We start from the raw sequence: 25,805 nt of genomic DNA, 5'->3' as shown, positions 1-25,805 counted from the left end.
CGGTCCGGGCCATTGTGCCAGCCCGGACCGGCAGCGGTCAGACGCCGATCTCGTCCTCGGTCCGGCGGCTGGCCGGAATCGCGCACTCCGCCGGGTCCCCGGACGGCTGCGCGGCGGCCAGTGCCCGGGCCCGGCGCCGGGCCAGCGGGGTCGCCAGCGCGGTCAGCACGACAAACGCGCCGATGGTCAGCAGCACGATCGTCGCGCCGGGCGGAACGTCCTGGTAGTACGAGGTCACCGTGCCGCCGAGGGTCACGGTCACCCCGATCGCCACCGCGACCGCGAAGGTCGCGGCGAAGCTGCGGGTGAGCTGCTGGGCGGCGGCCACCGGCACCACCATCAGCGCGGACACCAGCAGCAGGCCGACCACGCGCATCGCCACCGTGACCGTCACGGCCGCGGTGATCGCCGTGAGCAGGTTCAGCGCCCGCACCGGCAGGCCCGTGACCCGCGCGAACTCCTCGTCCTGGCTGACCGCGAAGAGCTGGCGGCGCAGACCCAGGGTGACCAGCATCACGAAGGCCGCCAGCAGGCAGATGGCCGTCACGTCCGACTCCGACACCGTCGACAGCGAGCCGAACAGATACGAGGTCAGGTTGGCGTTGGAACCCGTCGGCGCGAGGTTGATGAACATCACACCGCCGGCCATGCCGCCGTAGAACAGCATCGCCAGCGCGATGTCGCCGCGGGTCTTGCCGTACCAGCGGATCAGCTCCATCAGGACCGCGCCGAGGACGGAGACGAGGGTGGCCATCCACACCGGGGACCAGGACAGCAGGAAGCCGAGCCCGACGCCGGTCATCGCGACGTGGCCGATGCCGTCGCCCATCAGCGCCTGGCGGCGCTGCACCAGGTAGATGCCGACCGCGGGCGCGGTGATGCCGACCAGGACGGCGGCGAGCAGGGCCCGCTGCATGAAGTCGTAGTTCAGGAGTTCCATCAGCTCAGCAGTCCCGTCCGGATCGGTTCGGCGTCGTGGGCCGCGTGCGGATGGACGTGGTCGTGGCCGGGCAGCGCGTGCTGGCCGACCGCCTTCGGGGGCGGGCCGTCGTGCAGCACACAGCCGTCGCGCAGGACGACCGCCCGGTCGATCAAGGGCTCCAGCGGGCCCAGTTCGTGCAGGACGACCAGCACGGTCGCGCCCTGGGCGACCTGCTCGCGCAGCGTCGCGGCCAGCACTTCCTGGCTGGCCAGGTCGACGCCCGCCATCGGCTCGTCCATGATCAGCAGCTCGGGGCCGGCGGCGAGCGCGCGGGCGATCAGCACCCGCTGGTGCTGGCCACCGGAGAGCGCGTTCACCGAGTCCCCGGCCCGGTCCGCCATGCCGACCAGGTCCAGCGCCCGGCGGACGGCCTCGCGGTCGGCCTTGCGGAAGACGCCGAAGCGGGTGCGGGACAGGCGGCCCGAGGAGACCACCTCGCCGACCGTGGCGGGCACGCCGCCCGCGGCCGTGGTGCGCTGCGGGACGTAGCCGACGCGCGCCCAGTCCCCGAACCGCCGGCGGGGTGTGCCGAACAGCTCGATCTCGCCGGCGCTGACCGGCACCTGGCCGATGACGGTGCGCACGGCCGTCGACTTGCCGGAGCCGTTCGCGCCGAGCAGCGCGACGACCTCACCGCGGGACACGGTGAGGTCGATACCGCGCAGGACGGGGCGCGAGCCCAGCTCGGCGCGTACGCCGCGCAGGGATATGACGGGCTCGCTCACCATGTGGCCTCCGTAACGGTCAATTCGCGATCACTGGCGATCACTTCGCGCCGAGGGCCGTCTTCAGCGCGCTGAGGTTGGACTCCATGACCTCGAAGTAGTCGTCGCCCTCGGACTTGTCGGTGATGCCCTCGAGCGGGTCGAGCACGTCGGTCTTCAGGCCGGCGTCCTTCGCGAGCGTCTTCGCGGTCTTGTCACTCACCAGTGTCTCGTAGAAGACGGTGGTCACGCCGTCCGCCTTGGCCTCCTCCTGGAGCTCCTTGATCCGGGCGGGGCTCGGCTCGGACTCCGGGTCGAGGCCGGAGATGGCCTCCTGGGTCAGGCCGTAGCGCTCGGCGAGGTAGCCGAAGGCGGCGTGGTTGGTGAAGAAGACCTTCGTCTTGGTGTTCCTCAGGCCGTCCTCGAACCGCGTGTTCAGCTCGTTCAGCTCGCCGACCAGCGCGTCGGTGTTCTTCTTGTAGTCGGCCGCGTGGTCCGGGTCGGCCTTCTCGAAGGCGGCGCCGATGCCCTTGGCGACCTCGGCGTACTTCACCGGGTCCAGCCACAGGTGGGGGTCGAGGGCGTGTTCCTCTTCCTCGGAGTGTTCCTCGGAGGGGGCCTCGGAGTGCTCGTCCGCGTGCTCGTCCGCGTGCTCCTCGCCCTCGTGGCCGTGGTCGTGCTCGACGCTGCCGTGGTCCTCCAGCTTCGTGAGGGAGGCCGCGTCGATCTTCGTCTTCACGTCGGCCTGGGCGACGGCCTCGTCGACGGCCGGCTGGAGGGTCTTGAGGTAGAGGACCGCGTCGGCTTCCTGCAGGGCGGCGGTCTGCCGGGTGGAGAGCTCCAGGTCGTGGGGCTCCTGACCGGGCTCGGTGAGGGTGGTGACGTTCACGTGGTCCCCGCCGATCCGCTCGGCGAGGAACTGCATCGGGTAGAACGACGCGACGACATCGAACTTGTCCGTGTTGCCCGCGTTCGCGGAGTCGCTGGAGCAGGCGGTCAGGGCAGCGAGACCGAGGGCGGTCACCGCTGCGGTGGGTATGAGCTGTCGTCGTACGTTCATGAGAGTCATTTTCAACAAAAGTGGAAACCGTTGTCAACAAACGGTCGTCCCGGCCGCGAGGGCATCCCGATTTGGTTCAGGGGGAGTGCACGCCGGTAACCTGAAGCATTCGCTGGAAGCATCTCGCTTCGTCGCCCGTCGTCGTAATGAAGAGAGCACCGTGGCCGCCGACAAGATCGACACCATCGTCAGCCTGAGCAAGCGCCGTGGCTTCGTTTTCCCCTGTAGTGAGATCTACGGCGGTCAGCGTGCCGCCTGGGACTACGGGCCGCTCGGTGTCGAGCTGAAGGAGAACATCAAGCGCCAGTGGTGGCGCTACATGGTGACGTCGCGTGAGGACGTCGTCGGTATCGACTCGTCCGTGATCCTCGCCCCCGAGGTCTGGGTCGCCTCCGGCCACGTCGCCACCTTCACCGACCCGCTCACCGAGTGCACCTCCTGCCACAAGCGCTACCGCGCGGACCACCTGGAGGAGGCCTACGAGGAGAAGAAGGGCCGCGCCCCGGAGAACGGCCTGTCCGACATCAACTGCCCGAACTGCGGCACCAAGGGCCAGTTCACCGAGCCCAAGCAGTTCTCGGGTCTCCTCTCCACCCACCTCGGCCCGACCCAGGACTCCGGCTCCGTCGCCTACCTGCGTCCCGAGACCGCCCAGGGCATCTTCACCAACTTCGCCCTGGTGCACACCGCTTCGCGCAAGAAGCCGCCGTTCGGCATCGCCCAGATGGGCAAGTCGTTCCGCAACGAGATCACGCCGGGCAACTTCATCTTCCGCACCCGCGAGTTCGAGCAGATGGAGATGGAGTTCTTCGTCAAGCCGGGCGAGGACGAGCAGTGGCACGAGTACTGGATGGAGCAGCGCTGGAACTGGTACACCGGCCTGGGTCTCCGTGAGGAGAACATGCGCTGGTACGAGCACCCCAAGGAGAAGCTCTCCCACTACTCCAAGCGCACCGCCGACATCGAGTACCGCTTCCAGTTCGGCGGCAGCGAGTGGGGCGAGCTGGAGGGTGTCGCCAACCGCACCGACTACGACCTCACCGCGCACTCCAAGGCCTCCGGCCAGGACCTGGCCTACTACGACCAGGAGGCCGGCGAGCGCTGGACGCCGTACGTCATCGAGCCCGCGGCCGGCGTCGGCCGCACCATGCTGGCCTTCCTCCTCGACGCGTACGTCGAGGACGAGGCGCCCAACGCCAAGGGCAAGATGGAGAAGCGCACCGTGCTGCGCCTGGACCACCGCCTCGCCCCGGTGAAGGCGGCCGTCCTGCCGCTGTCCCGCAACGCTGAGCTGTCCCCGAAGGCCAAGGGCCTCGCGCAGGCGCTGCGCCAGCACTGGAACATCGAGTTCGACGACGCCGGCGCCATCGGCCGCCGCTACCGCCGCCAGGACGAGATCGGTACGCCGTACTGCGTGACCGTCGACTTCGACACGCTGGACGACAACGCCGTGACCGTCCGCGAGCGGGACTCGATGAAGCAGGAGCGGGTTTCCCTGGACCAGATCGAGGGCTACCTGGCCGCGCGCCTGATCGGCTGCTAGCCGCTCACCGGCCGACGGAGTTCCCCGTGCCCCGCTGGGGTGCGGGGAACTCGTGTTTTCACAGGTCCAGATCCACGAACAGGGCGGCGTGGTCGGAGGCCGCCTCGCTCTTGGACGTGATCGTGTCGAACGGCTTGATGCCGTCCGCGAAGATGCCGCGGGTCTCCAGGCCGACGTGCTGCACCTCCCGCCACAGCGAGGGCGGGAGGAGCAGGTAGTCCAGTTTGTCCCGCTCGGTGCGGCAGGTGCCGTGGGTGCCGGGGAGCCCGCGGTAGGAACGGTGGCTCATCACGTCCCGCAGACCGGTGTCCAGCAGCACCGCCAGGGTCTCGCTGTCGGGGTCGTCGTTGAGGTCCCCGGCGACCATCACGTGGGGTGTGCGCTGCAGCGCGGCCCGGTGGATCTCCGCGACCCGCTTCGCCTGGGCCAGCCGCAGTGCCGGGTCGTCGGTGAACTTGCTCTTGAGGTGGTTGCCGAGGATCACGACCGGCGTGCCGTTGAGGCGGATCTCGAACTCGGGGCAGTCGCGGCTGAACAGGCGCTTGGCGGGACGGTCCGGGCGGGTGTCGAAGAGGTGGGGCCGCACGGACGTGACCGGGTGGCGGCTGAGGATCCCGATGTCGATGCCGCGGCCGTCGTTGCCGTCGACCAGCAGGTTGTAGGGATACGGCCGCCTGCCGAGCGCCCCGGCGAGCACCTGGGTGTTGAACCGCTCCAGCGTCAGGCGGTCCTCGACCTCCACGGTGACCAGGACGTCGGCGTCGACCTCCGAGACCACCCGGCCGGTGTTGCGCACCACGTTCAGGTCGAGGTCGTCCTGGCCCAGCTCCGCCCAGCCCACCCAGGAGGCCCGGCCGGCGGCCTTGATCTCGATCTTCACGTCGTTCCCCGACCCGGACGTGTCGTAGAGCCTGATCTCGTCGGTCCTACGGGGCTCGTTGATGGTGATCGGCGGCGGATTGCGCGGGTCGAAGGCGTGGATGCGGTGGTCGAGGATGATCTCGGCGATCCTCTCCTTGTCGCGTGAGGTGTACTCGCGCTTGTCGAGGAGCGCGACCAGCTCCGCGAAGTCTGTGAGGAGTCGCGCGCGAGCCTGCGGGTCCGGGAGCCGGAACACCGTGGGCCGGCGGAAGAGGTTCTCCATGTTGAAGGTGGCGATACGGACGCTCATGGCGGCCTCCTCCGGCGGCGCAGACGTGCCGCGGGGCCGACGGCGGGCGCCGCCTCGGTGGCCGCGCGCCGGCATCTCCCATTCTCCGGGCAGGCGGAAACGCTGTCGAACGGGCTGCGGCCCACGCCGCTGCTGACAAGTATCGAATGACAGATATTGAAATCTGTCACCTGTCATGTCACGCTGGTGTGCATGACGACGATCCAGACCCGCACCCTCGGAACCACCGGCCCCCAGGTCTCCGCCCTCGGCCTCGGCTGCATGGGCATGTCCGCGCTGTACGGCGCGGCGGACCGGGCCGAGTCCATCGCGACCATCCACGCGGCGCTCGAAGCGGGCGTCACCCTGCTCGACACCGGCGACTTCTACGGCATGGGCCACAACGAGCTGCTGATCGGCGAGGCCCTGCGCGCGGCGCCCCCGGCCCGCCGGGAACAGGCCCTGGTCAGCGTGAAGTTCGGCGCCCTGCGCGGCCCGGACGGCAGATGGCTCGGCTACGACGGCCGGCCCGAGGCGGTGAAGACCTTCGCCGCGTACTCGCTCCAGCGCCTCGGCGTCGACCACCTCGACGTCTACCGCCTCGCCCGGCTCGACCCGGCCGTCCCCGTCGAGGAGACCGTCGGCGCGGTCGCCGAACTCGTCGAGCAGGGGTACGTCCGGCACATCGGCCTCAGCGAGGTCGGCGCCGGCACCCTGCGCAGGGCCGCCGCGACCGCCCCGATCGCGGACCTCCAGATCGAGTACGCCCTCATCACGCGGGGCATCGAGAAGGAGATCCTGCCGACCGCCCGGGAACTGGGCATCGGCATCACCGCGTACGGCGTCCTCTCGCGCGGCCTGATCTCCGGCCACTTCACCGCCGACCGGCAGCTCGCCGCGGACGACTTCCGCGCCCACTCGCCCCGCTTCCAGGGCGACAACCTCCACCGCAACCTGCGGCTGGTGGACGAGCTGCGGAAGATCGCCGAGCACAAGGGCGTGAGCGTCGCGCAGATCGCCATCGCCTGGGTGCTGTCCCGCGGCGAGGACATCGTGCCGCTCATCGGCGCCCGCCGCCGCGACCGGCTCGCGGAGGCCCTCGGCGCGCTCGACGTCACCCTGGACGCGGCCGACCTCGCCGCCGTCGAGGAGGCCGTACCGGCGGACGCGGTGGTCGGCGAACGCTATGCCGCGGCGCAGATGGCAGACCTCGACAGCGAGCGGTGACACGGCCGCCGGGTACCGTCTTGGGCATGGCCCCGACCAGTGAGACCCTGACCGCCGACCGCATCCTCGAAGCGACCGAGGAGGTGCTGCGCCGCCACGGCCCGGCCAAGGCCACCGTGGTCGACGTGGCCCGCGCGCTCGGCGTCAGCCACGGCAGCGTCTACCGGCACTTCCGCACCAAGGCGGCCCTGCGCGAGGCCGTCACGAAGCGCTGGCTGGACCGCACGTCGGGGGAACTGGCCGGCATCGCCGCCGACCGGGACCGGGACCCGGAACAGCGGCTGCGCGCCTGGCTGCGGGCGCTGTTCGACGCCAAGCGCCGCAAGGCGGGCCGCGACCCGGAGCTGTTCGCCACGTACATGGTGCTCACCCGCGAGAGCGGCGAGGCGGTCCCCGAGCACATCGCCGACCTCACCGCCCAGCTGACGGACATCGTCCGCGCGGGCCTCGGCACGGGCGCCTTCACCACCACCGACCCGGCCGCCACCGCCCGCGCGGTCTTCCACGCCACCGGCCGCTTCCACGACCCTGCCTACGCGGCCGAGTGGGAACAGCCCGGCATCGAGGCGGACTTCGACGCGGTCGTGGACCTGGTGGTACGGGGCCTGCGCGCAAAGCCCTGAGCTTCCGCGGGGGGGGGGGGGGGGGGGGGGCGCGGGCCCCCCCCCCCCCCCCCCCCCCCCCCCCCCCCCCCCCCCCCCCCCCCCCCCCCCCCCCCCCCCCCCCCCCCCCCCGCGGCGCTACGGCACGAGCCGGACGCGGACGTCCTCGTACGGCAGCACGATCGTCGCGTCCCGCCCGCGCCGCCACTCGGGCGTCACCAGGAACAGCCGCCCGCCCGACGCCAGCAGCAGCCGGAACCCCCGGTACCGGTGACGGTACGCCCGCGCCTCCTCCCCGGCCGTGCCGAGCCGGGACGCCGTCACCCCCCGGGGCAGGTCGTCCAGCGGTTCCCTCGTCTCGACGACGACCTCGGGGCGGTCCTCCAGGCCGGCCGCGTCCTCCTCGCCCCGGCCCGTGCCGTACGCCCACGCCAGCTGGGTGGACGCCCACACCAGCCCGGCGACCAGCAGGGCGATGACGCCCATCGCGCCGTTGCGGGCCAGACGCTGCGACAGCAGGGGGCGCCCGCGCCGCTGCCCCGCGATCCAGACGCCGTACGCCACCGCCGCCGGTCCGAACGCCAGGCTGAACGGGGTGGCGCCGATGATCACGCTGGCCTCCGGGCCCTGGACGAAGATGCCGATGAGCGCCCTGGCGATCAGCAGGACCCCGACCAGGACGAAGCCGTACGCGGCGAAGGCCGTCACGTCCGACGTGCCGTCCCGCTCGTCGGGCCGGTCGCGGGCGAGCAGCCACAGGACCGTGGAGTGGATCGCGACGATCGCGAGCAGGCCGAGGAAGAGCATCGCCGCCGGCACGAAGACGACCTCCAGGCCGTCCAGCATCATGTCCTGGTTCGACCGGCCGGTCAGGTCCACCGGGACGCCGAAGTACTCGTACCGGGCGCGGGTGGCGACGTAGCCGAAGTAGATCAGCAGCGCGGTCGCCAGCGTGGCCGGCCCCAGCGCCTCGGCGACCTGCCGGACGCGGGCGGAGACGGGCGGGGTGGACTCGGTGGTCATTCCGGGGCCGGGGACGAGGGGGACGAGGGCGAGGTGGGGGGAGAGGTCGGCGGGCCCTCGACGTCGAGGGAGGTCGTGAGCGGTTCCGATCTGCCGACCACCAGGACGGGATTCTGCGGGGTCGGCGGCCGGTCGCCCCACGCGGGCTCGTTGCACGGACTGATCTCGGCGTTGTCGCACAGGAAGCTGTAGTGGGCCACCGCCGCGACCGTGTACTCCCCGCCGGGGGCGTCCGCTGAGGGGACGGCTCCGGCTGTGCACTGCCCGCCCTCGGGCAGGAGATGGCCGTCGCAGGAGGGATCCAGCGCACCGGGGCCGTTCTCCTCCTGGAAGCAGTGGGCGGTGTCGGGCGAGAGCGCCGGCGTCGTCGGTCCCGGCCGGGCGACCACGGTGAAGGAGACGCGCTGGATGGTCGCGGGTGTGGACGTCTTGTTCAGGATCGTCACACAGCCATAGCCGAGGCCGTTGCCGTCGATGCGCAGCCCGTTCACGGTGAGGGACTTCCGGCCGCCCTCTTCCCCGTCCCCGCCCGTGTCCCCGTCCCCGTCGGTGCCTCCGTCCCCGGTCCCGCCCGTGTCCCCGTCCCTGTCGGTGCCTCCGTCCCCGGTCCCGCCCGTGTCCCCGCCCTCGTCGGTCGTGCGTCCGCCGTCGCTGCCCGTCTCCTCCGTCGTACGGCCGCCGTCCGTGCCGCCGTCCGTGCCGTTGTCGGTGCCGGTGTCACGGTCTTCGCCGGTACCACCGTCGCCGCCGGTACCGGTGCCGTTCCCCGCCTCCGCAGTGCCGTTCGTCCGCTCGCCGGACGTGCCGTCGCCACCGGTCGTGGCGCTGCGCACCAGCCAGACGATGCCGAGCACCGCCACCAGGCCGAGGACCGCCGCGAAGACACCGACGCGGAGACGTGAAGGGGGCATATCCGGAGGATATGGCGATCTTTCACCCGTGGCCTCCCGGACTGCTCCACCCTCAGCCGCGCACCGCCTCGCGGACCTCTCCCGACTCCAGCCGCGCGGCCGTGTGCTCGGCGGTGCGGCGGGCCCAGGGGCCGGTGGTCAGCACGCCGAGCACCAGGACCACCGCCCCGCAGCCCACGAGGATCCACCAGCCGGGAACCGCCGCGGCGACGAAGGTGTCCCGGTAGGCGGCGGAGCCGATGCCCGCGGCCAGGACCGCGCCGACGACCGCGACGCCCAGCGTCTGCCCGAGCTGCCGGCTGGTCGAGGCGACGGCGGCGGCCACCCCGGCCTGGGCGCGGGGCATCCCGGAGACCGCCGTGTTGGTGATCGGCGCGTTCACCATGCCGAAGCCGACGCCGAAGAGCACGTACCCGGTCAGGAGCCCCGCGTTCGACGTCTCCGCCTCGAACGCCGCGAACAGCAGCGCGCTCGCGGTCATCGCGATGCCCGCGAGGAGGAGCGGCAGGCGCGCGCCCCGGCTGCCGACGAGACGCCCGGACAGGGGCGCGCACAGGAAGGTCGGTACGGCCATGGGCAGCATCCACAGGCCGGCGTGCAGGGCGTCCAGGCCGCGGACGTTCTGGAGGTACAGCGTGGACAGGAACAGGAAGCCGCCCAGCGCGGCGAACGCGGCGATCGCGATCACCGTCGCGCCGCTGAACGGCGCCGAGCGGAAGAAGCGCAGGTCGATCAGCGGTTCGGCGCGCCGGGGCTCGTGGACCAGCAGGCCCAGCAGCGCGGCCGCCGCCACCGCCGCGAACGGCAGGACCGCCGCGATCCCGGCCGCGGGCGCCTCGATGATCGCGTACGTCAGGCCGCCGAAGAGGAGGATGACCAGCCCCTGGCCGACGGGGTCGGCCCGGCGGGCCCTGGCCGCGCGGGACTCGGGGACGTACCGGAGGGTGAGCAGCAGGGCGGCCAGCCCCACCGGCAGGTTGATCCAGAAGATCGCCCGCCAGCCGACCGACTCGACGAGGAGCCCGCCCACCAGGGGGCCGGCGGCCATCGAGATGCCGACCACCGCGCCCCAGACGCCGATCGCGCGGGCCCGCTCCCGCGGGTCGGTGAAGGTGTTGGTGATGATCGACATGGCGACCGGGTTCAGCATCGAGCCGCCCACCGCCTGGACCATCCGGAAGATCACCAGAGTGTTCAGGTCCGGCGCCACCGAGCAGAGCGCCGAGCCGGCGGTGAAGACGATCAGGCCCGCCATGAAGACGCGCTTGCGGCCGATCCGGTCGGCCGTGGAGCCCGCGAGCATCAGCAGGGACGCGAGGACGAGGGTGTAGGCGTCGATCGTCCACTGGAGCCCGGAGGTGGTGGCGCCCAGGTCGTCCTGCAGGGAAGGCAGGGCCACGTTCAGCACGGTGTTGTCGAGGCTCACGATCAGCAGGCTCATGCAGCAGATCGCGAGCACGAGCAGGCGTCGGCGCGGGCTGAGTTCGGGCATGGGCTCATCGTACGCCGATTTCGATAGTGCGGCTAACTAATGAATTTTACCTGTTCATTGCGCTGCACAATGGAGGAATGTCCACGCCCACACAGCCGCCCGCGCAGCCCCTCCGGATCGGTCCGCACGCCGTCCAGCCGCCCGTCGTCCTGGCCCCCATGGCCGGGATCACCAACGCGCCCTTCCGCACCCTGTGCCGGGAGTTCAGCGGCGGCAAGGGCCTGTTCGTCAGCGAGATGATCACCACCCGGGCGCTGGTGGAACGCAACGAGAAGACCATGCAGCTGGTCACCTTCGACCCCACCGAGCAGCCCCGCTCGATCCAGCTGTACGGCGTGGACCCGGTCACCGTCGGCAAGGCCGTCCGCATGATCGCGGAGGAGGACCTGGCCGACCACATCGACCTCAACTTCGGCTGCCCCGTCCCCAAGGTGACCAGGAAGGGCGGCGGCTCGGCCCTGCCCTACAAGCGCAACCTGCTGCGCGCCATCCTGCGCGAGGCCGTCGCCGGCGCCGGGGACCTCCCCGTCACCATGAAGATGCGCAAGGGCATCGACGACGACCACATCACCTACCTCGACGCCGGCCGCATCGCCGTCGAGGAGGGCGTCACCGCGATCGCCCTGCACGGCCGCACCGCCGCCCAGCACTACGGCGGCACCGCCGACTGGGACGCCATCGCCCGGCTGAAGGAGCACGTCCCGGAGATCCCGGTGCTCGGCAACGGCGACATCTGGTCCGCCGAGGACGCGGTGCGGATGGTCCGCGAGACCGGCTGCGACGGCGTCGTCGTCGGCCGCGGCTGCCTGGGCCGGCCGTGGCTGTTCTCCGACCTCGTCGCCGCCTTCGAGGGCCGCCCCGACGACATCGCCCGCCCCACCCTGCGCGAGGTCGCCGACGTCATGGTCCGGCACGCCCGGCTGCTCGGCGAGTGGATCGGCGACGAGACCAAGGGCGTCGTCGACTTCCGCAAGCACGTCGCCTGGTACCTCAAGGGCTTCGCCGTCGGCTCCGAGATGCGCAAGCGGCTCGCCGTCACCTCCTCCCTGGAGGAGCTGCGCGCCGGACTCGCCGAGCTGGACCTCGACCAGCCCTGGCCGGCCGGCGCCGACGGCCCCCGCGGGCGCACCTCCGGCAACAACCGGGTCGTCCTGCCCGACGGCTGGCTGAAGGACCCGTACGACTGCGCGGGCGTCGGCGAGGACGCGGAGCTGGACACCTCCGGCGGCTGATCAGCCGTTCCGCCGCGCCGGCGTCGAGCCGTAGGCGGTCAGGAAGCGGTCCCGGAACGCGTCCATCCGCCACACCGGCGCGTCCGGGGCCGGCTCCAGCCCCTCCGACCAGCCCCAGCCGTCGATCTTCGCCAGCACCTCCGGGTCCTTGGCGACGATCGTCACCGGCACGTCCCGGCTCGCGCCCTCGCCGCTGACCCGGGCGATCGGCTGATGGTCGCCGAGGAAGACGAGGACCGTGTCCTCGCCGCCGTAGCGCCGCAGCCACTGGGTGAGACTGGTCACCGAATACACGACCGACTTGCCGTACTCCTGCTTCGAGCGGGCCGCGCTCGCGACCACGTCCGCCGGATCGGCACCCCGCGCCTCGACCGCCTCGAAGATCCGCCCGTCGCCCAGCTCGTCCCAGCCGACCAGCTCGGGGACCGGCGCCCACGGCTGGTGGCTGGAGGTGAGGATGACCTCCGCCATCAGCGGCTTCTTCCGCTCCTTGCCGTGCTCCAGCCGCTGGAACGCCTCCAGCGCGTACTGGTCCGGCATCGTCGACCAGCTGAACTTCGGCCCGCGATAGCCCAGGTGGAAGGCGTCGTAGACGGTGTCGAGGCCGTAGAACTCCGCCTCCGGCCACGCCTTCTGCACCCCCGGCATGACCCCGACCGTCCGCCACGCGCCCGTCCTGCGGAACGCCTTCGTCAGGCTGAGATGGTCGCCGGAGGTCACCGTGCGGTACCGCTGCTGGTTGGCGATCCACAGGCCCGACAGGAACGTGGAGTGGCCGAGCCAGCTGCTGCCCCCGTACGTCGCCGAGGTCAGCCAGCCGCTGCGGGCCCGGAACCCCGCCTTCTCCAGCGCCCGCGTCTCCCTCTCCAGGGTGCGGTGGACACCGGGCCGGATCGCGGGGTCCTCGATGGCGCTGCGGCCGTAGCTCTCGATGAACGTGACGATCACGTCCTTGCCGCGCAGGTCGGGGACGAGCCGTCCGGGCGGGGTCGCGCCGAACGCGTCGGCTCTCGCCTCCCGCGCGAACGCCGCCTCGTCCCGCAGCGTGGCCCGCACCCGATCCGTCTGGGTCCGCACCGCCGTTGACGCGTGATCCGCGGCCACCGGCGCCCCCGCCACCTGCACGCCCAGCGCCGCGGTCGTCGTCCACACGACGGCCGCGGCGAGCGTCGAGCGCACCGCGACCGTGCGGTGCCGGGCCAGCATCTCGCCCAGCCGGACCGTGGCCAGCGTCAGCAGCGCGCCCAGCACCAGCACCAGGACGACCGCCCCGGCCGCCAGCCCGAACGCGCCCGCCGAGCCCATCGTGTCCCGGGCGTACGACTGGGCGTCGTCGAGGAGTTCCCAGTCCAGGACCAGGTTGAAGCCCCGGCCCAGGTACTCGTGGAACCCCATGTCCAGCAGGTTCAGCACCGTCAGCACGGCCAGCGCCAGCCCGCCGAGCACCGCCGCCACCACCCGGGGCCGCCGCGGCAGCGCCAGCAGCAGCGCCGCCCCGACGACCGCCTCCACCGGTATCCGCGCGAACGCCCCCGGCGTGACCGCCCGCACCGTGTTCGGCAGCAGCAGGGCGGCCAGCACGAGCACGGCGGACAGCACGGTGAGCGTCCGGCTCAGCACACGCACGACCGTGGGAGACACCGGGGTCCTTCCGTACGGAACGATCTGGTGGCGGACCCGGCGTGGGGGAACGGGTCCGCCGCCAAGAGGTACGGCCCGATCCCGCGCACTGTTCAATCGGAGCGCGGACGACTTCCCGAGGGCGCGGGGCTGTGTCGACGTGCGGCTCCGCCGCGTGGGCGCGACCGGCCCTCACGGACCCGCAGCCGCCCGCCGACCCGACCACCCCTGCGCTCAGGCGCCCCCGACGGCGGTGAGCAACGCCAGCGGCGCCGCAGCGGACCGCGACTCCCGCACACACGCGTGCGGATACGGCACCGGCTCCCCGTGCGTGCCGCGGTCGTACCCCGCCAGCACCTCCGGCAGCCGGTCGCCGAAGGCCCCCGCCGCGTCCACCAGCGTGCCCGCCACCGTCCGCGCCTCGTCGTGCAGCCCGTACCGCGCCAGCCCCAGCGCGATCAGCGCGTTGTCGTGCGGCCACACCGACCCGCGGTGGTACGACAGCGGGTGGTACGCCGGCTGCCCGGCCGCCAGCGTGCGCACCCCCCAGCCGGAGAAGAAGTCCGGCTCGACCAGACGCCGGCCGACGACCTCCCCGTACTCCTTGTCCAGCAGCCCCGACCACAGCAGATGCCCGGCGTCCGAGGCGAGCGCGTCCACCTGGCGGCCCTCGCCGTCCAGCGCCAGCGCCGGGAAGGACCGCTCCGGCATCCAGAAGTCCCGCTGGAACCGGTCCCGCAGGTCCCCGGCGGCCTGCTCCAGCAGTGCGGCGTACGTCTCGTCCGACCACACCGCGCGGGCCAGGTGCGCGGTGCGGCGCAGGGCGTCGTACGCGTACCCCTGCGCGCCCGCCGCCATCACCGGGCCGGTCGGGCGGGTGCCGTCGGCCCAGCAGATCGCGCCGGGGGAGTCCTTCCAGTTCTGGTTGGCCAGGCCGCCCCGGTCGGCGCGGTAGACGAGATAGCCGCGCGAGGTCAGTCCGCCGTGGTCCAGCATCCAGCCGACCGCCGCGCGGGCGTGCGGTTCGAGGCGGCGGGCCATGGCCGTGTCGCCGGTCTGCTCGACGTACGCGCCGAGCAGCACCAGGAAGAGCGGGGTGGCGTCCACCGAGCCGTAGTAGCGGCCGAACGGGACCTGACCGAAGTGGGCCAGCTCGCCGTACCGCACCTCGTGCACGATCTTGCCGGGCTGCGCCACCGAACCGGGGTGCGTCTCGGCGGCCTGGGTCGCGGCGAGCGCGGGCAGGGTGTGGGCGGCCAGCCGCGGCCGGTACGGCAGCGCGAACAGGGCGGTGAGCAGGGCGTCCCGGCCCAGCAGCGCCAGGAACCAGGGCGCGCCGCCCGCGGGCACGCGCAGATCCTCGCCGTCGGGGCCGGTCGCCGGGATCTGCAGGGAGGCCAGGTCGGCGAGCCCGCGGGCGCAGGCCGCCGCCAGCTCCGGCCAGCCGGTGGGGAAGGCCACGCCCTCCATGAAGCCGTCTTCGCGGGCCTGCCGCTGCTCGCTCAGTCCGGCGGGGGAGCTGGGCACCCGCAGCGCCCGCCGCTCACCGTGCGGGCGGGCCACCACCCGCACGGTCAGCTCCGCGGTGCCGTGCGGCTCCAGCGCGAGGGTCCACACCAGGCGCCGGGCACCGGTCCCGGTCTCCTCGACGGCGTCCGGGGCGGGCTCCGCGGTGACCGTCGTACACGACCGCCACTCGCCGCGCTGATAGGTGAACTCCAGTCCGTGCGGCAGGACCTGACGGCGGCGCACCACCCCCGGCTTGGGGTACGTGCGGTGGTCGGAGCGCAGCTCGAACTGGTCGGTGAAGTCGGCGTCGGCGGTGATGGCGAGCCGGACCGTGGTCGGCACCGGGCGGTTGCTGGTCACCCGCAGCCGCTCCACGAACGAGCTGTCGCCGACGGCCTGTTCCCGGAACACCGTGTACGCGGGCGGCTCCTGCCGTCCGCCGCGCGGGACGCGCACACAGCGCGCGGTGTCCCCGCCGGCCACCGGGGACAGCGTCTCCGGGACCGCACCGTCGACGGTGAGCTGCCACCGGCTCAAGTGCCGGGCGTCGCGCACGAAGAGCCCGTCGGGCAGGCCGTGGCGGCCCGCGCCGCCGGCCCGCACCCCGCTGATGTCGCCGCCGTCGCCCACGGCGGCGAACGTCCCGCCGTGCACGAGCGGATGATGCCGGTCCGTCATCCCCGGTCCCCTCCCCTGAGGTCACTGCTGGCGGTGGTCTGGTCGTGCCGGTCCTGCGACAGGTCCAGGGCGAGCGCGGCGGTCCAGCCGAAGCCGGTCGCGCCGCAGGCCTCGCCGGTGTACGGGTCGACGTACTCCGCGAATCCGGAGGCGTCCGCGAGGTCGAGGAACGCCGTGCGCAGCGCGTCTGCCAGCTCCCGCTCCCCGTGCCTGCGCAGCCCCCGCTCCACCAGCCAGCCGGTGTTGAACCAGGCCGGGCCGCGCCAGTACCGGTGCCGGTCGAAGGACTCGCCGAGCAGGTCGTAGCTGGGCACCAGGCGGGTGGTGCCGCCGAGGCCGAAGTGCGGGCCGGTGAGGGTGCGCACCAGGGCCCGGGCGACCGGGCGGGGGAGCGAGGGCAGCAGCAGCGGGATCAGGCCGGACACGCCGCGCTCGGGGACGAGCCGGCCGGCGCGCACGTCCCGGCAGAGGAACATCCCCGCCTCAGCGCAGTACAGGCGTTCGACGAGCGCTCCCGTCAGCCGTTCCGCGCGGGCGTGGCGGGCCGTGCCGGTGGCGCCCAGTTCGCGGGCGATCCGGGCGAGCGCGTGCTCGGAGGCGATGAGCAGGGCGTTGAACGCGGGGTCCTCGACGGCGAAGTCGCCGGGGCCGTCGGCGTACCCGCGGTCGCGGTAGTCGGCCGCGAGGCGCACATAGCGGCCGTAGTCCAGATCCGTCGGCCGGTCCTCGGCGGCGCCGTGGTCGAGGTCGGCGCGGCGGAAGGAGCGGGCGGGGGCGGGGGTGACGCGGGCGAGCGGGGCGTCCCAGCAGGGGCTGTTGTCCATGCCCTGCTCCCACGGGTGGACGACCGAGGCGAGGCCCGCGCCGCCCAGGTCGCGCCGGTGCAGCAGATAGCGGTGCCAGGCGGCCAGCCGCGGATACACCCCGGCGAGGAAGCCGCGCGCCCGGGACAGCACGGGGTCGGCGCGGTGCACCAGCCAGGCGGCGAGCGCGTGCACCGGTGGCTGCACGATCCCCGAGGTCTGTACGGTGCGCGGGGCGCCCGCGGTGCGCCCGGCGGTCGAGGAGCGCCAGAAGTCGGGGCTCGGGAAGTAGGCGTCGAGCGGCACGGAGGGGTTGAAGACGATGTGCGGGATGCGCCCGTCGCCCCACTGCGCGGCGAGCAGTGTCTCCAGTTCCCTCTGCGCCCGTAACGGCGACAGGTGGCGCAGGCCGATCGCGATGAACGCGGAGTCCCAGGACCACTGGTGGGGGTACAGGCCGCGCGAGGGGACGGTGGAGGTGCCCGTCCAGTTCGCCTCCAGCACCCGGACGGCTCCGGCGTGCAGGGCCTCCGGGTCGTGCGGCGGAGGGCTGGGCGGCGGGCTGTGCGGCGGGCTGTGCGGCGGACCGGGCGGTGGGCTGTGGGGCGGACCGTGCGGCGCGCTGTGCTGCGTGTGGGGCGGATCGTATGCGGTGGCGCGGTCCGCGCCGGGCACGGGCAGTTGGGCAGTGCGATCCACTCGGGGCTCCCCGAAAGGCGTCCGGCCCGACCGGTTCGGTCGGGGCCACCGTAGAGTTACGTCTATTTAACACGCAAAACTCAATATGTAATGCAGGCTTGAGAAACACAAGGGGGTGCGCATGAGCGGACGGCCGGGAAGGACCGGAAAGGGCGCGGGCCAGGCGAGCGCCGGCGACCTGCTCGAACTGGTGCGCAGTGGCCGGGCGACGACACGGGGCGCGCTCCAGCAGGTCACCGGGTTGTCCCGGGCCACCGTCGGCCAGCGGCTGGACCGGCTGTTCCGCGCGGGCTGGCTGCGCGAGGGGGCCGGCGGGCCGGTCGACTCCCCGCTGGGCGGCCGTCCCTCCATCACCCTGGAGTTCGACGACGCGCACGCGGTGGTCCTCGCCGCCGACCTGGACACCCGTCACGCGCGCGCCGCCGTGCTGTCGTTGACCGGCGAGATCCACGCCGAACACTCCGGCACCCTCGTCGTCGAGGACGGCCCCGACGCGGTGCTCGGCGAACTCGGGTGCTGGTTCGCCGAGTTGCTGGAGAAGGCGGGACACCGCGCCGAGGAGGTCTGCGGCATCGGCCTGGCCGTGCCGGGCCCGGTGGACAACGGCACCGGCCGGGTCGTCCAGCCGCCCATCATGCCCGGCTGGGACGGCTACGACATACGGGGCCGCCTCTCCCGCGCCTTCACCGAGCACACGGGCGCCGCCGGGGTGCCGGTGCTGGTCGACAACGACGCCAACCTGATGGCCTACGGCGAGCAGCGCACCGCGTACCCGGACTGCTCGGCGTTCGTCCTGGTGAAGGTCTCCACCGGCATCGGCGCCGGGGTCGTGGTCGACGGCTCGGTCTACCGGGGCATCGACGGCGGCGCCGGGGACATCGGCCACATCCGGGTGCCGGAGGGCTCCGGCGCGCTGTGCCGGTGCGGTTCCTACGGCTGTCTGGCCGCCGTCGCCAGCGGCGGCGCCGTGGCCCGGCGGCTCGCCGAGAGCGGGGTGCCGGCGGCGTCCGGCTCGGATGTGCGCGACCTGCTCGCGGCGGGGCACCCGGAGGCGGTGGGGCTGGCCCGGGAGGCCGGGCGCCGGGTCGGTGACGTCCTGGCGACAGTGGTGACCCTGCTGAACCCCGGCGTGCTGATGATCGCCGGGGATCTGGCCGGAACCCCCTTCCTCACGGGGGTCCGGGAGCTGCTGTACCAGCGGGCGCTGCCGCGCTCCACCGCCCGGCTGGAGGTCGTCACCTCGCGGCTGGGGGAGCGGGCGGGCCTGGTGGGGGCCGGCGCGCTGGTCGTGGAGCACCTGTACGCGCCGGAGCGGGTGGAGGAGCGGCTGCGGGCGATGGGGGTCTGAGGGGGCCTTGAGGGGCTGAGGGGGGTCTTGAGAGAGGAGGGCCGGCCCCGTCAAGCGGCCGGCGTGACGGCCGGACGTGACCGCCGGGTTGCGGGCCGGATTCCCGTCTCGGCGCGCGTCCGGATGGTGAAATCCGGCAAGTCGTGGCAGCGTGATTCTCGCCACCCTTGATAAGGGTTGCGCTCAGATGAGCGGATCATGGGCGACTGCACTTCTCCAAGGGGTGGCACTCAGTGCCACCCCTTGATCGTTCAGCGACCGAAATCAAGCGTGCTAGAGGCTGCTCATATGAGCGCAAAATCCGGTCTGTGGGCGTTGTTGTGTTCAAGAAGTGAAAACATGATCCATCGGCGGCTTACCAAGCCTTGACTTTCGATCCGCTGGCGGACGAGTGGTTACAGGCGCATGACGCGCAAGTGGACGTACCCAGCAGCCTTCGATCTGGGTATGTTCCTCGCCGTCAGGGCAGCCACCGCGTCCTCGAGGAGTCGAGACCCGTGTCGGAAAACAAAGATCAGCAGGCAGCCGCGCCGGCCGGCAGCGTTGAGGGCGTGAAGTTCGTCTACGACTTCACGGAGGGCAACAAGGACCTCAAGGACCTCCTCGGCGGCAAGGGCGCGAACCTCGCCGAGATGACCAACCTGGGCCTTCCCGTCCCGCCCGGCTTCACCATCACCACCGAGGCCTGCAAGGTCTACCTGGAGAGCGGCGAGGAGCCGGCGGCACTGCGTGACGAGGTGAGTGCGCACCTCGAAGCGCTGGAACAGCGGATGGGCAAGAAGCTCGGCCAGGCCGACAACCCGCTCCTCGTGTCGGTCCGCTCCGGCGCCAAGTTCTCCATGCCGGGCATGATGGACACCGTCCTCAACATCGGGCTGTCCGACAAGTCGGTGCAGGGCCTCGCCCAGCAGGCCGGCGACGAGCGGTTCGCCTGGGACTCCTACCGCCGCCTCATCCAGATGTTCGGCAAGACCGTCCTCGGCGTCGACGGCGACCTCTTCGAGGACGCGCTGGAGAAGGCCAAGGAGGCCAAGGGCGTCACGGTCGACACCGAGCTGGAGGCCGCCGACCTGAAGAAGCTCGTCACCGCCTTCAAGAAGATCGTCAAGAAGGAGGCGGGCCGGGACTTCCCGCAGGACCCGCGCGAGCAGATGGACCTCGCCATCAAGGCGGTCTTCGACTCCTGGAACGGCGACCGCGCCAAGCTCTACCGCCGCCAGGAGCGCATCCCGCACGACCTCGGCACCGCGGTCAACGTCTGCTCCATGGTCTTCGGCAACCTCGGCCCCGACTCCGGCACCGGCGTCGCCTTCACCCGCGACCCCGCCTCCGGCCACCAGGGCGTCTACGGCGACTACCTCCAGAACGCCCAGGGCGAGGACGTGGTGGCGGGCATCCGCAACACCGTCCCGCTGGCGGAGCTGGAGAAGATCGACAAGAAGTCGTACGACCAGCTCATGCAGATCATGGAGACCCTGGAGAACCACTACAAGGATCTCTGTGACATCGAGTTCACCATCGAGCGCGGCAAGCTGTGGATGCTCCAGACCCGCGTCGGCAAGCGCACCGCGGCCGCCGCGTTCCGCATCGCCACGCAGCTGGTCGACCAGGGACTGATCGACGAGGCGGAGGCGCTGCAGCGCGTCACCGGCGCCCAGCTCGCCCAGCTGATGTTCCCGCGCTTCGACGAGAAGGCGCAGGTCCAGCAGGTCGCCCGCGGCATCGCGGCCTCGCCGGGCGCGGCGGTCGGCAAGGCGGTCTTCGACTCCTACACCGCGGTGAAGTGGTCCCGCTCCGGCGAGAAGGTCATCCTGATCCGCCGCGAGACCAACCCCGACGACCTGGACGGCATGATCGCCGCCGAGGGCATCCTGACCTCGCGCGGCGGCAAGACCTCCCACGCGGCCGTGGTCGCCCGCGGCATGGGCAAGACCTGTGTCTGCGGCGCGGAGGAGCTGGAGGTCGACACCAAGCGCCGCCGGATGAAGGTGCCGGGCGGCCAGGTCGTCGAGGAAGGCGACCTGATCTCCATCGACGGCTCGACCGGCAAGGTCTACCTCGGCGAGGTCCCGGTCGTGCCCTCCCCGGTCGTCGAGTACTTCGAGGGCCGGATGCACGCCGGCGCCGACGACGCCGACGAGCTGGTGGCCGCCGTCCACCGCATCATGGCCTTCGCCGACCGCAAGCGCCGCCTGCGGGTGCGCGCCAACGCCGACAACGCCGAGGACGCGCTGCGCGCCCGCCGCTTCGGCGCCCAGGGCATCGGCCTGTGCCGCACCGAGCACATGTTCCTCGGCGACCGGCGTGAGCTGGTCGAGCGGCTGATCCTGGCCGACACGGAGGAGGAGCGCGAGGAGTCGCTGAAGGAGCTGCTGCCGCTCCAGAAGCAGGACTTCGTCGAGCTGTTCGAGGCGATGGACGGCCTCCCGGTCACCATCCGCCTGCTCGACCCGCCGCTGCACGAGTTCCTGCCCGACATCACGGAGCTCTCGGTCCGCGTGGCCCTCGCCGAGTCCCGCCAGGAGCCGCACGAGAACGAGCTGCGGCTGCTCCAGGCCGTGCACCGCCTGCACGAGCAGAACCCGATGCTGGGCCTGCGCGGCGTCCGCCTCGGCCTGGTCATCCCCGGCCTGTTCACCATGCAGGTACGGGCCATCGCCGAGGCCGCGGCCGAGCGCAAGGCGGCCAAGGGCGACCCGCGCGCCGAGATCATGATCCCGCTCGTCGGCACCGTCCAGGAGCTGGAGATCGTCCGCGACGAGGCCGACCAGGTCATCGCGGAGGTCCAGGAGGCCACCGGCACCGAGCTGAAGCTCGCGATCGGCACGATGATCGAGCTGCCGCGCGCCGCGCTCACGGCGGGCCAGATCGCGGAGGCGGCGGAGTTCTTCTCCTTCGGCACCAACGACCTGACCCAGACGGTGTGGGGCTTCAGCCGCGACGACGTGGAGGCCTCGTTCTTCACCGCCTACCTGGAGAAGGGCATCTTCGGCGTCAGCCCGTTCGAGACGATCGACAAGGACGGCGTCGGCTCCCTCGTCGCCGCGGCGGCGAAGGCGGGCCGCGAGACCCGCCCGGACCTGAAGCTCGGTGTCTGCGGCGAGCACGGCGGCGACCCGGAGTCCGTCCACTTCTTCCACGAGGTGGGCCTGGACTACGTCTCCTGCTCCCCGTTCCGCATCCCGGTCGCCCGCCTGGAGGCCGGCCGCGCGGCGTCCACCTCGGAGGGCAGCGACCACCGCTAGCCCTTCGCGGACCTCGAAGCTCCGGAGCCGCCGCTTGTCACCCGACCCTCACCGATCGGCGGCGGCTCCGGCCTCCCGAAAGAGGGGGGCGGCACCCTGTGCGGGGGTGCCGCCCCTTCGGTGTGCGCGGGGCCGGGGCGGCACGGCGGGTGGACCGGCGCGGGGTCAGATCTCCACGGCCACCGCGGTGAACGTCGTCTCGGGGGTCTGCGGGCTGGTGAAGCGGGCGTTGACCAGGTAGAGGCGGTTGCCGTAGCGGGCGGCGGTGGTGGGGACGTCGAAGCGGGGGTCGGTGATCGTGCCGGTGAGGGTGGCGCTGGTGCTCGTGGCGTTCAGGTGCCAGACGGAGACCTTGTTCAGGCGGTTCTGGACGACGTACAGCGTGCGGCCGACGCGGTACAGGCCGTCGCCGTTGACCACGGAGTCCTGCCCGACGAGGGCGATCTCGGCCGCCTTGCCGGTCCGCGGGGAGACCCGGTACAGCGTGCCCGGTGCGCTCTTCACGACGATCAGGCCCCGGCCGTCGGGGGTGGCGACGATCCCGTTGGCGTTGATGACGTCGGGCAGCTGCTCCCAGGCACCGGTGAGGGGGAGTTCGCGTACCTCGCCGGCGCCGTGGCGCGGGACGCCGTAGAGGACGGGCGCGCGGGAGTCGGTGAACCAGGCGCGGTCCTCGTGCAGGACCACGTCGTTGACGAACTGGCCGCTGGGCGCGGTCAGTTGGTAGGTGCGGACGAGTTCGCCGGTGCGCGCGTCCACGATCCGCGCCGTGCCCGCGCCGCCGCCCGCCACGTACAGCAGGCCGTCCCGGTCCAGTTTCAGGCCGATGGACGCGGAGCCCGGCGCGCCGGGGTGGAGGATTCTGCTCGTGCCGGTGCGCAGATCGGTGCGCAGGATGCCGCCGTGGGCGCGGGAGCCGAAGTAGGCGTACGGCCGGGCGCCGATGGTGATGCCTTCGGGGAGCCAGCCGTCGGGCAGCGGGAACTCGGTCGGCCAGGTGGGCCGCGGGGTGGCGGCGCCGGTCGTGGCGGCGGCGGTGGCCGGTGTGAGCGCGGTGACGGCGGCGGCGCCGAGGATCGCGCGGCGGGACGGCCGGGGACGGTTCCGGGTCATGGTGGGGGCCTCCGAGAGGGGGTGAGGCGTGCAGGGAAGGCGGGACTCGATGAAACGTCATGGGCGCCGGCCGGATCGACCGATGCGGGGAAGCCGACAGCAAGTCGACAGCCCATGCCGGTTCTCCCGGGTCCCACCTTGCCCGCGTCCGGGCGGCTAGGCGCGGAACGGCCCCGTCACCTCGTACGTGATGCCACCGGACGACGTGCCCGTCGTGCCGCGCTGACTGGAGAAGTACAGGCGCCGGCCGTCGGGGGAGAACGCCGGGCCGGTGATCTCCGAGCCGGACTGGTTGTCGATGCGCAGGAAGGGCGCGACGACGTCGTCGGGGGTGATGACGCAGATCTCCATGTTGCCGCCGTCCTCGGCGACGTAGAGGTCACCGGAGGAGGCGCCGGTGACGTTGTCGACGCCGGTCAGCGGGGCGGTGCCGGAGGTGACGAGCGAGTCGTCGTAGGCCAGTTCGATGGTCTGGGCGGCCGCGTTGTACTGCCAGACGCGGTTGTCGCCCTTGGTGGTGAACCAGCAGGTGTCGTCGGCGTAGTAGCAGCCCTCGCCGCCGTTGAAGCGCTTGGCGCCGGAGACCTGGTTGCGGGTCGCGGTGGCGCCGGTCGGGTCGGGGACGCGGGCCCAGGTGACCGGGCCGGAGGTGCCGGAGCCGGCGACCATCACCTCCAGGGTGCCGGAGGAGAGGTTGCCCCAGGTGGTGGGGCGGAAGCGGTAGAAGCAGCCGTCGGAGACGTCCTCGGTCATGTAGACGACCTGGCGGACCGGGTCGGCTGCGGCGGCCTCGTGCTTGAAGCGGCCCATCGCGTCGCGGCGGACGGCCGCCTTGGCGCCCCAGGGGTCCGTCTCGTAGACGTACCCGCGGTCGACCTCCTCGCACGACAGCCAGGTGTTCCACGGGGTCTTGCCGCCCGCGCAGTTGGTGCGGGTGTTCGAGAGGATGCGGTACGCGCCGGTGATCGCACCCGTGGAGGAGAACTTCACGGCGCTCGCGCCGCCGCCCGGGTTGATCTCCGAGTTGGAGACGTAGATCCAGCCGGTGCCGTCGGCGTAGCAGGCGCCGCCGTCGGGGGCGTTGTGCCAGGTGTACGAGGTGCCGGGGACCGTCTGCCCGGAACGGGCGATGACCCGGCTGGTGAAGCCGCTGGGAAGTCTGATGCCGTTGGCGTCCGGCGCGCCGAGCGGCCCGTAGGGGCCGGTCCCGGGCTGCGCGGGCGCCGCGTACGCGGCCCCACGCCACAACGTTCCGCCGAGTGCGGCCGAGGAGCCGCCGATCAGGGCCGCACGCAGAAGGCTACGACGTTCCACTCTCACTCCAGGAGGTGCCGTGTCCGCCCCGCCACCGGTCGGCGACGGGGTCGCGCGATCCGGGACCCTAGAGGCGCCGGATGGATTGTCCATGGACAGACAATGACGGCTGGGCGGCGGGCGCCCCAGCTCACTTCACGTCACAGGTCACGGAATGGACACACGCGTCATACGTCACACGCGTACGCCATACGTTCATCCCCTCACGCAACAGACGTCCGGGGGGACGAGATGACCAACCCGTACACGAGCCCGTACACGCCACCGCCGCCGCCGAACGCCACGCCTCCGGCCCCGCCGTGGGCCCGCAAGCGCTATGTGCTCCCGGCCCTCGCCCTGGCCTTCCTCCTCGGCATCGGAGCGGGCGCCGCCGGCGGAGAGGGCACCACGACCGGTGAGAAGCCCCTGGCCGCCGCGCCGGGGCCGAAGGAGACCGTCACGGCGACCGCGACGGTGACGCGGACGCCGGAGGCCGAACCCGCCCCGACCGTCACCGCCACCGAGACCGTCCGGGTCACGCGCACCGTCACCGCCCGGCCCGCGGCGGAGGCGGACGGCGGCGACACGGACACCTCCGGCGACACGGACACCTCCGGCGGCGGCGACACCGACGTCTACTACGCCAACTGCACCGCGGTACGCGCGGCCGGCGCCGCGCCCATCCACCGCGGCGAGCCCGGCTACGCTTCCCACCTCGACCGGGACGGCGACGGCGTGGCCTGCGACACCTGAGCCTCGCCGGCGCCGGCCGGCGGCGGAAGGAGGAGCGGTGGGAGGGCTGCCCGCCTGTCGGGTGGAGGTCGGGGACGAACACCTCGAGCAGCCGGCGCGGGACTCCGTGGGGGGCCGGCCGTACCTGGAGGAGGGGCAGCCGTGGCCGGAGTGCTTCTGCGGGGCGCGGATGACCCTGTTCTTCCAGCTCGACGTGCCGGCGGACGTCGAGGTGTTCGGCGGGGACCACCTGCTGGTCTTCCACTGCGGGGCGCACAACGACGCGACCGATCCGCCGGTGGCCGGCGGGCGGCTCGTGCCCCGGTACTGGGAGGCGCCGCAGCCGCCGTATCCGGCCCCCTTCTGGCGGGTGCTGGTGCAAGGGCCGGAGGCGACGGCGGCGGAGGAGGCCGAGCCGGCCGTGTGCGCGCGGCCGCTGCGGCTGGTGCCCTTCCGGGACAGCGCGCGGTGGGCGGAGTTCAAGGTGGGGGGGCGAGCCGTCGTGGGCGCAGTTCCCGAGTCGTACCGGTGTGCGTGCGGCGCCCGGCTGGCCTTCGTGTGCCAGGTGCCGGAGGGCGTGGAGTTCGCCGTCCGTCGGGGCTGCCCGAGCAGCCGTACAGCATCGGCGCCGACACCTACCACCTGTTCCTCGGCAACGAGGTGTATCTGCTGGCCTGCCCCGACCGGTGTGATCCGGCCGCGGTCTGGCCGGTCGACCAGCACTGACGCGCGGCGCCCCACCCGCCGGGCGGGCGCGGCCGTGGGAACGCCGCCGCCACCGTCTCACCGGCCGGAGGCCGGGCAGGCAGGGGCCGGCCGGTGAGACGGTGGCGGTCGGC

General features: G+C 72.6%; 20 protein-coding genes. 8 read left to right on the top strand and 12 right to left on the bottom strand.

What is annotated here, in order from left to right; genetic code table 11:
• Positions 1–37: 37 nt before the first annotated feature.
• The 3 genes from G7Z13_RS10845 to G7Z13_RS10835 are packed head-to-tail and all read right to left on the bottom strand — an operon-like array spanning position 38 to position 2,746.
• Complete coding sequence (locus G7Z13_RS10845; protein WP_165998209.1) at positions 38–940, bottom strand: metal ABC transporter permease; 903 nt, start codon at positions 938–940, stop codon at positions 38–40.
• Positions 940–1,710 (bottom strand): metal ABC transporter ATP-binding protein, encoded by a 771-nt coding sequence (locus G7Z13_RS10840; protein ID WP_165998207.1) that lies wholly within the window; start codon positions 1,708–1,710, stop codon positions 940–942. The genes G7Z13_RS10845 and G7Z13_RS10840 overlap by 1 nt, the downstream gene beginning before the upstream one ends.
• A gap of 37 nt (positions 1,711–1,747) precedes the next feature.
• Positions 1,748–2,746, bottom strand: a complete 999-nt coding sequence (locus G7Z13_RS10835; protein ID WP_165998205.1) for a zinc ABC transporter substrate-binding protein — start codon at positions 2,744–2,746, stop codon at positions 1,748–1,750.
• 160 nt (positions 2,747–2,906) lie between these two features.
• Between G7Z13_RS10835 and G7Z13_RS10830 the strand changes: the two genes are divergently transcribed.
• On the top strand, positions 2,907–4,289 hold the full coding sequence (locus G7Z13_RS10830) for a glycine--tRNA ligase (protein WP_165998204.1): 1,383 nt from the start codon (positions 2,907–2,909) through the stop codon (positions 4,287–4,289).
• 58 nt (positions 4,290–4,347) lie between these two features.
• Here G7Z13_RS10830 and G7Z13_RS10825 read toward each other — a convergent pair whose 3' ends face one another.
• Positions 4,348–5,460: an endonuclease/exonuclease/phosphatase family protein gene (locus G7Z13_RS10825; protein ID WP_165998202.1), complete on the bottom strand. Its 1,113-nt coding sequence runs from the start codon at positions 5,458–5,460 to the stop codon at positions 4,348–4,350.
• A 192-nt stretch (positions 5,461–5,652) separates the two neighbouring features.
• Here G7Z13_RS10825 and G7Z13_RS10820 point away from each other — a divergent pair, with 192 nt between their 5' ends.
• Both G7Z13_RS10820 and G7Z13_RS10815 read left to right on the top strand, forming a co-directional pair.
• A complete protein-coding gene (locus G7Z13_RS10820; RefSeq protein WP_165998201.1) occupies positions 5,653–6,666 on the top strand; it encodes an aldo/keto reductase in 1,014 nt (337 codons plus the stop codon).
• A 26-nt stretch (positions 6,667–6,692) separates the two neighbouring features.
• Positions 6,693–7,289, top strand: coding sequence for a TetR family transcriptional regulator (locus G7Z13_RS10815; protein WP_165998199.1), 597 nt, complete (start codon positions 6,693–6,695; stop codon positions 7,287–7,289).
• A 117-nt stretch (positions 7,290–7,406) separates the two neighbouring features.
• Here the strand turns inward: G7Z13_RS10815 and G7Z13_RS10810 are convergent, their stop codons facing one another.
• From G7Z13_RS10810 to G7Z13_RS10800, 3 genes are read right to left on the bottom strand one after another with little or no spacing between them, the layout of a single operon-like run.
• Positions 7,407–8,291: a hypothetical protein gene (locus tag G7Z13_RS10810; protein WP_165998197.1), complete on the bottom strand. Its 885-nt coding sequence runs from the start codon at positions 8,289–8,291 to the stop codon at positions 7,407–7,409.
• On the bottom strand, positions 8,288–9,202 hold the full coding sequence (locus tag G7Z13_RS33325) for a hypothetical protein (protein WP_206313047.1): 915 nt from the start codon (positions 9,200–9,202) through the stop codon (positions 8,288–8,290). The genes G7Z13_RS10810 and G7Z13_RS33325 overlap by 4 nt, the downstream gene beginning before the upstream one ends.
• Before the next feature lie 52 nt (positions 9,203–9,254).
• Complete coding sequence (locus G7Z13_RS10800) at positions 9,255–10,694, bottom strand: MFS transporter (RefSeq protein ID WP_165998196.1); 1,440 nt, start codon at positions 10,692–10,694, stop codon at positions 9,255–9,257.
• 77 nt (positions 10,695–10,771) lie between these two features.
• Between G7Z13_RS10800 and dusB the strand changes: the two genes are divergently transcribed.
• Positions 10,772–11,926, top strand: a complete 1,155-nt coding sequence (gene dusB / locus G7Z13_RS10795) for a tRNA dihydrouridine synthase DusB (protein ID WP_165998194.1) — start codon at positions 10,772–10,774, stop codon at positions 11,924–11,926.
• On the opposite strand, the gene G7Z13_RS10790 is transcribed toward dusB, so the two are convergent.
• The 3 genes from G7Z13_RS10790 to G7Z13_RS10780 all read right to left on the bottom strand — a co-directional run bounded on the left by G7Z13_RS10790 (position 11,927) and on the right by G7Z13_RS10780 (position 17,235).
• Positions 11,927–13,546, bottom strand: a complete 1,620-nt coding sequence (locus tag G7Z13_RS10790; protein WP_240926174.1) for a CDP-alcohol phosphatidyltransferase — start codon at positions 13,544–13,546, stop codon at positions 11,927–11,929. It abuts the gene before it with no gap.
• A 234-nt stretch (positions 13,547–13,780) separates the two neighbouring features.
• Entirely contained in the window at positions 13,781–15,733 is a 1,953-nt protein-coding gene (locus G7Z13_RS10785; RefSeq protein ID WP_165998193.1) for a glycogen debranching N-terminal domain-containing protein, read from the bottom strand.
• Positions 15,730–17,235: a hypothetical protein gene (locus G7Z13_RS10780; protein ID WP_240926173.1), complete on the bottom strand. Its 1,506-nt coding sequence runs from the start codon at positions 17,233–17,235 to the stop codon at positions 15,730–15,732. Before G7Z13_RS10780 ends, G7Z13_RS10785 begins: the two co-directional genes overlap by 4 nt.
• Positions 17,236–17,356: 121 nt before the next feature.
• On the opposite strand from G7Z13_RS10780, the gene G7Z13_RS10775 reads away from it, so the two are divergent.
• A complete protein-coding gene (locus G7Z13_RS10775) occupies positions 17,357–18,583 on the top strand; it encodes an ROK family protein (RefSeq protein ID WP_206313046.1) in 1,227 nt (408 codons plus the stop codon).
• A gap of 551 nt (positions 18,584–19,134) precedes the next feature.
• Entirely contained in the window at positions 19,135–21,828 is a 2,694-nt protein-coding gene (gene ppdK, locus G7Z13_RS10770) for a pyruvate, phosphate dikinase (protein ID WP_166004842.1), read from the top strand.
• A gap of 165 nt (positions 21,829–21,993) precedes the next feature.
• Here the strand turns inward: ppdK and G7Z13_RS10765 are convergent, their stop codons facing one another.
• Together G7Z13_RS10765 and G7Z13_RS10760 are read right to left on the bottom strand one after the other, a co-directional pair.
• On the bottom strand, positions 21,994–22,941 hold the full coding sequence (locus tag G7Z13_RS10765) for a superoxide dismutase (protein WP_165998190.1): 948 nt from the start codon (positions 22,939–22,941) through the stop codon (positions 21,994–21,996).
• Between the two features lie 156 nt (positions 22,942–23,097).
• A complete protein-coding gene (locus G7Z13_RS10760; RefSeq protein ID WP_165998189.1) occupies positions 23,098–24,255 on the bottom strand; it encodes an alkaline phosphatase PhoX in 1,158 nt (385 codons plus the stop codon).
• A 231-nt stretch (positions 24,256–24,486) separates the two neighbouring features.
• On the opposite strand from G7Z13_RS10760, the gene G7Z13_RS10755 reads away from it, so the two are divergent.
• Positions 24,487–24,987: an excalibur calcium-binding domain-containing protein gene (locus G7Z13_RS10755; protein WP_165998187.1), complete on the top strand. Its 501-nt coding sequence runs from the start codon at positions 24,487–24,489 to the stop codon at positions 24,985–24,987.
• A gap of 37 nt (positions 24,988–25,024) precedes the next feature.
• Positions 25,025–25,789, top strand: coding sequence for a hypothetical protein (locus tag G7Z13_RS10750; RefSeq protein WP_206313045.1), 765 nt, complete (start codon positions 25,025–25,027; stop codon positions 25,787–25,789).
• The last annotated feature ends 16 nt before the right edge of the window (positions 25,790–25,805 follow it).

Source organism: Streptomyces sp. JB150 (assembly GCF_011193355.1).
GTDB lineage: Bacteria > Actinomycetota > Actinomycetes > Streptomycetales > Streptomycetaceae > Streptomyces.
Note: the sequence above shows the minus strand (reverse complement) of the source record. Positions and strands in the feature narration are given on the sequence as shown.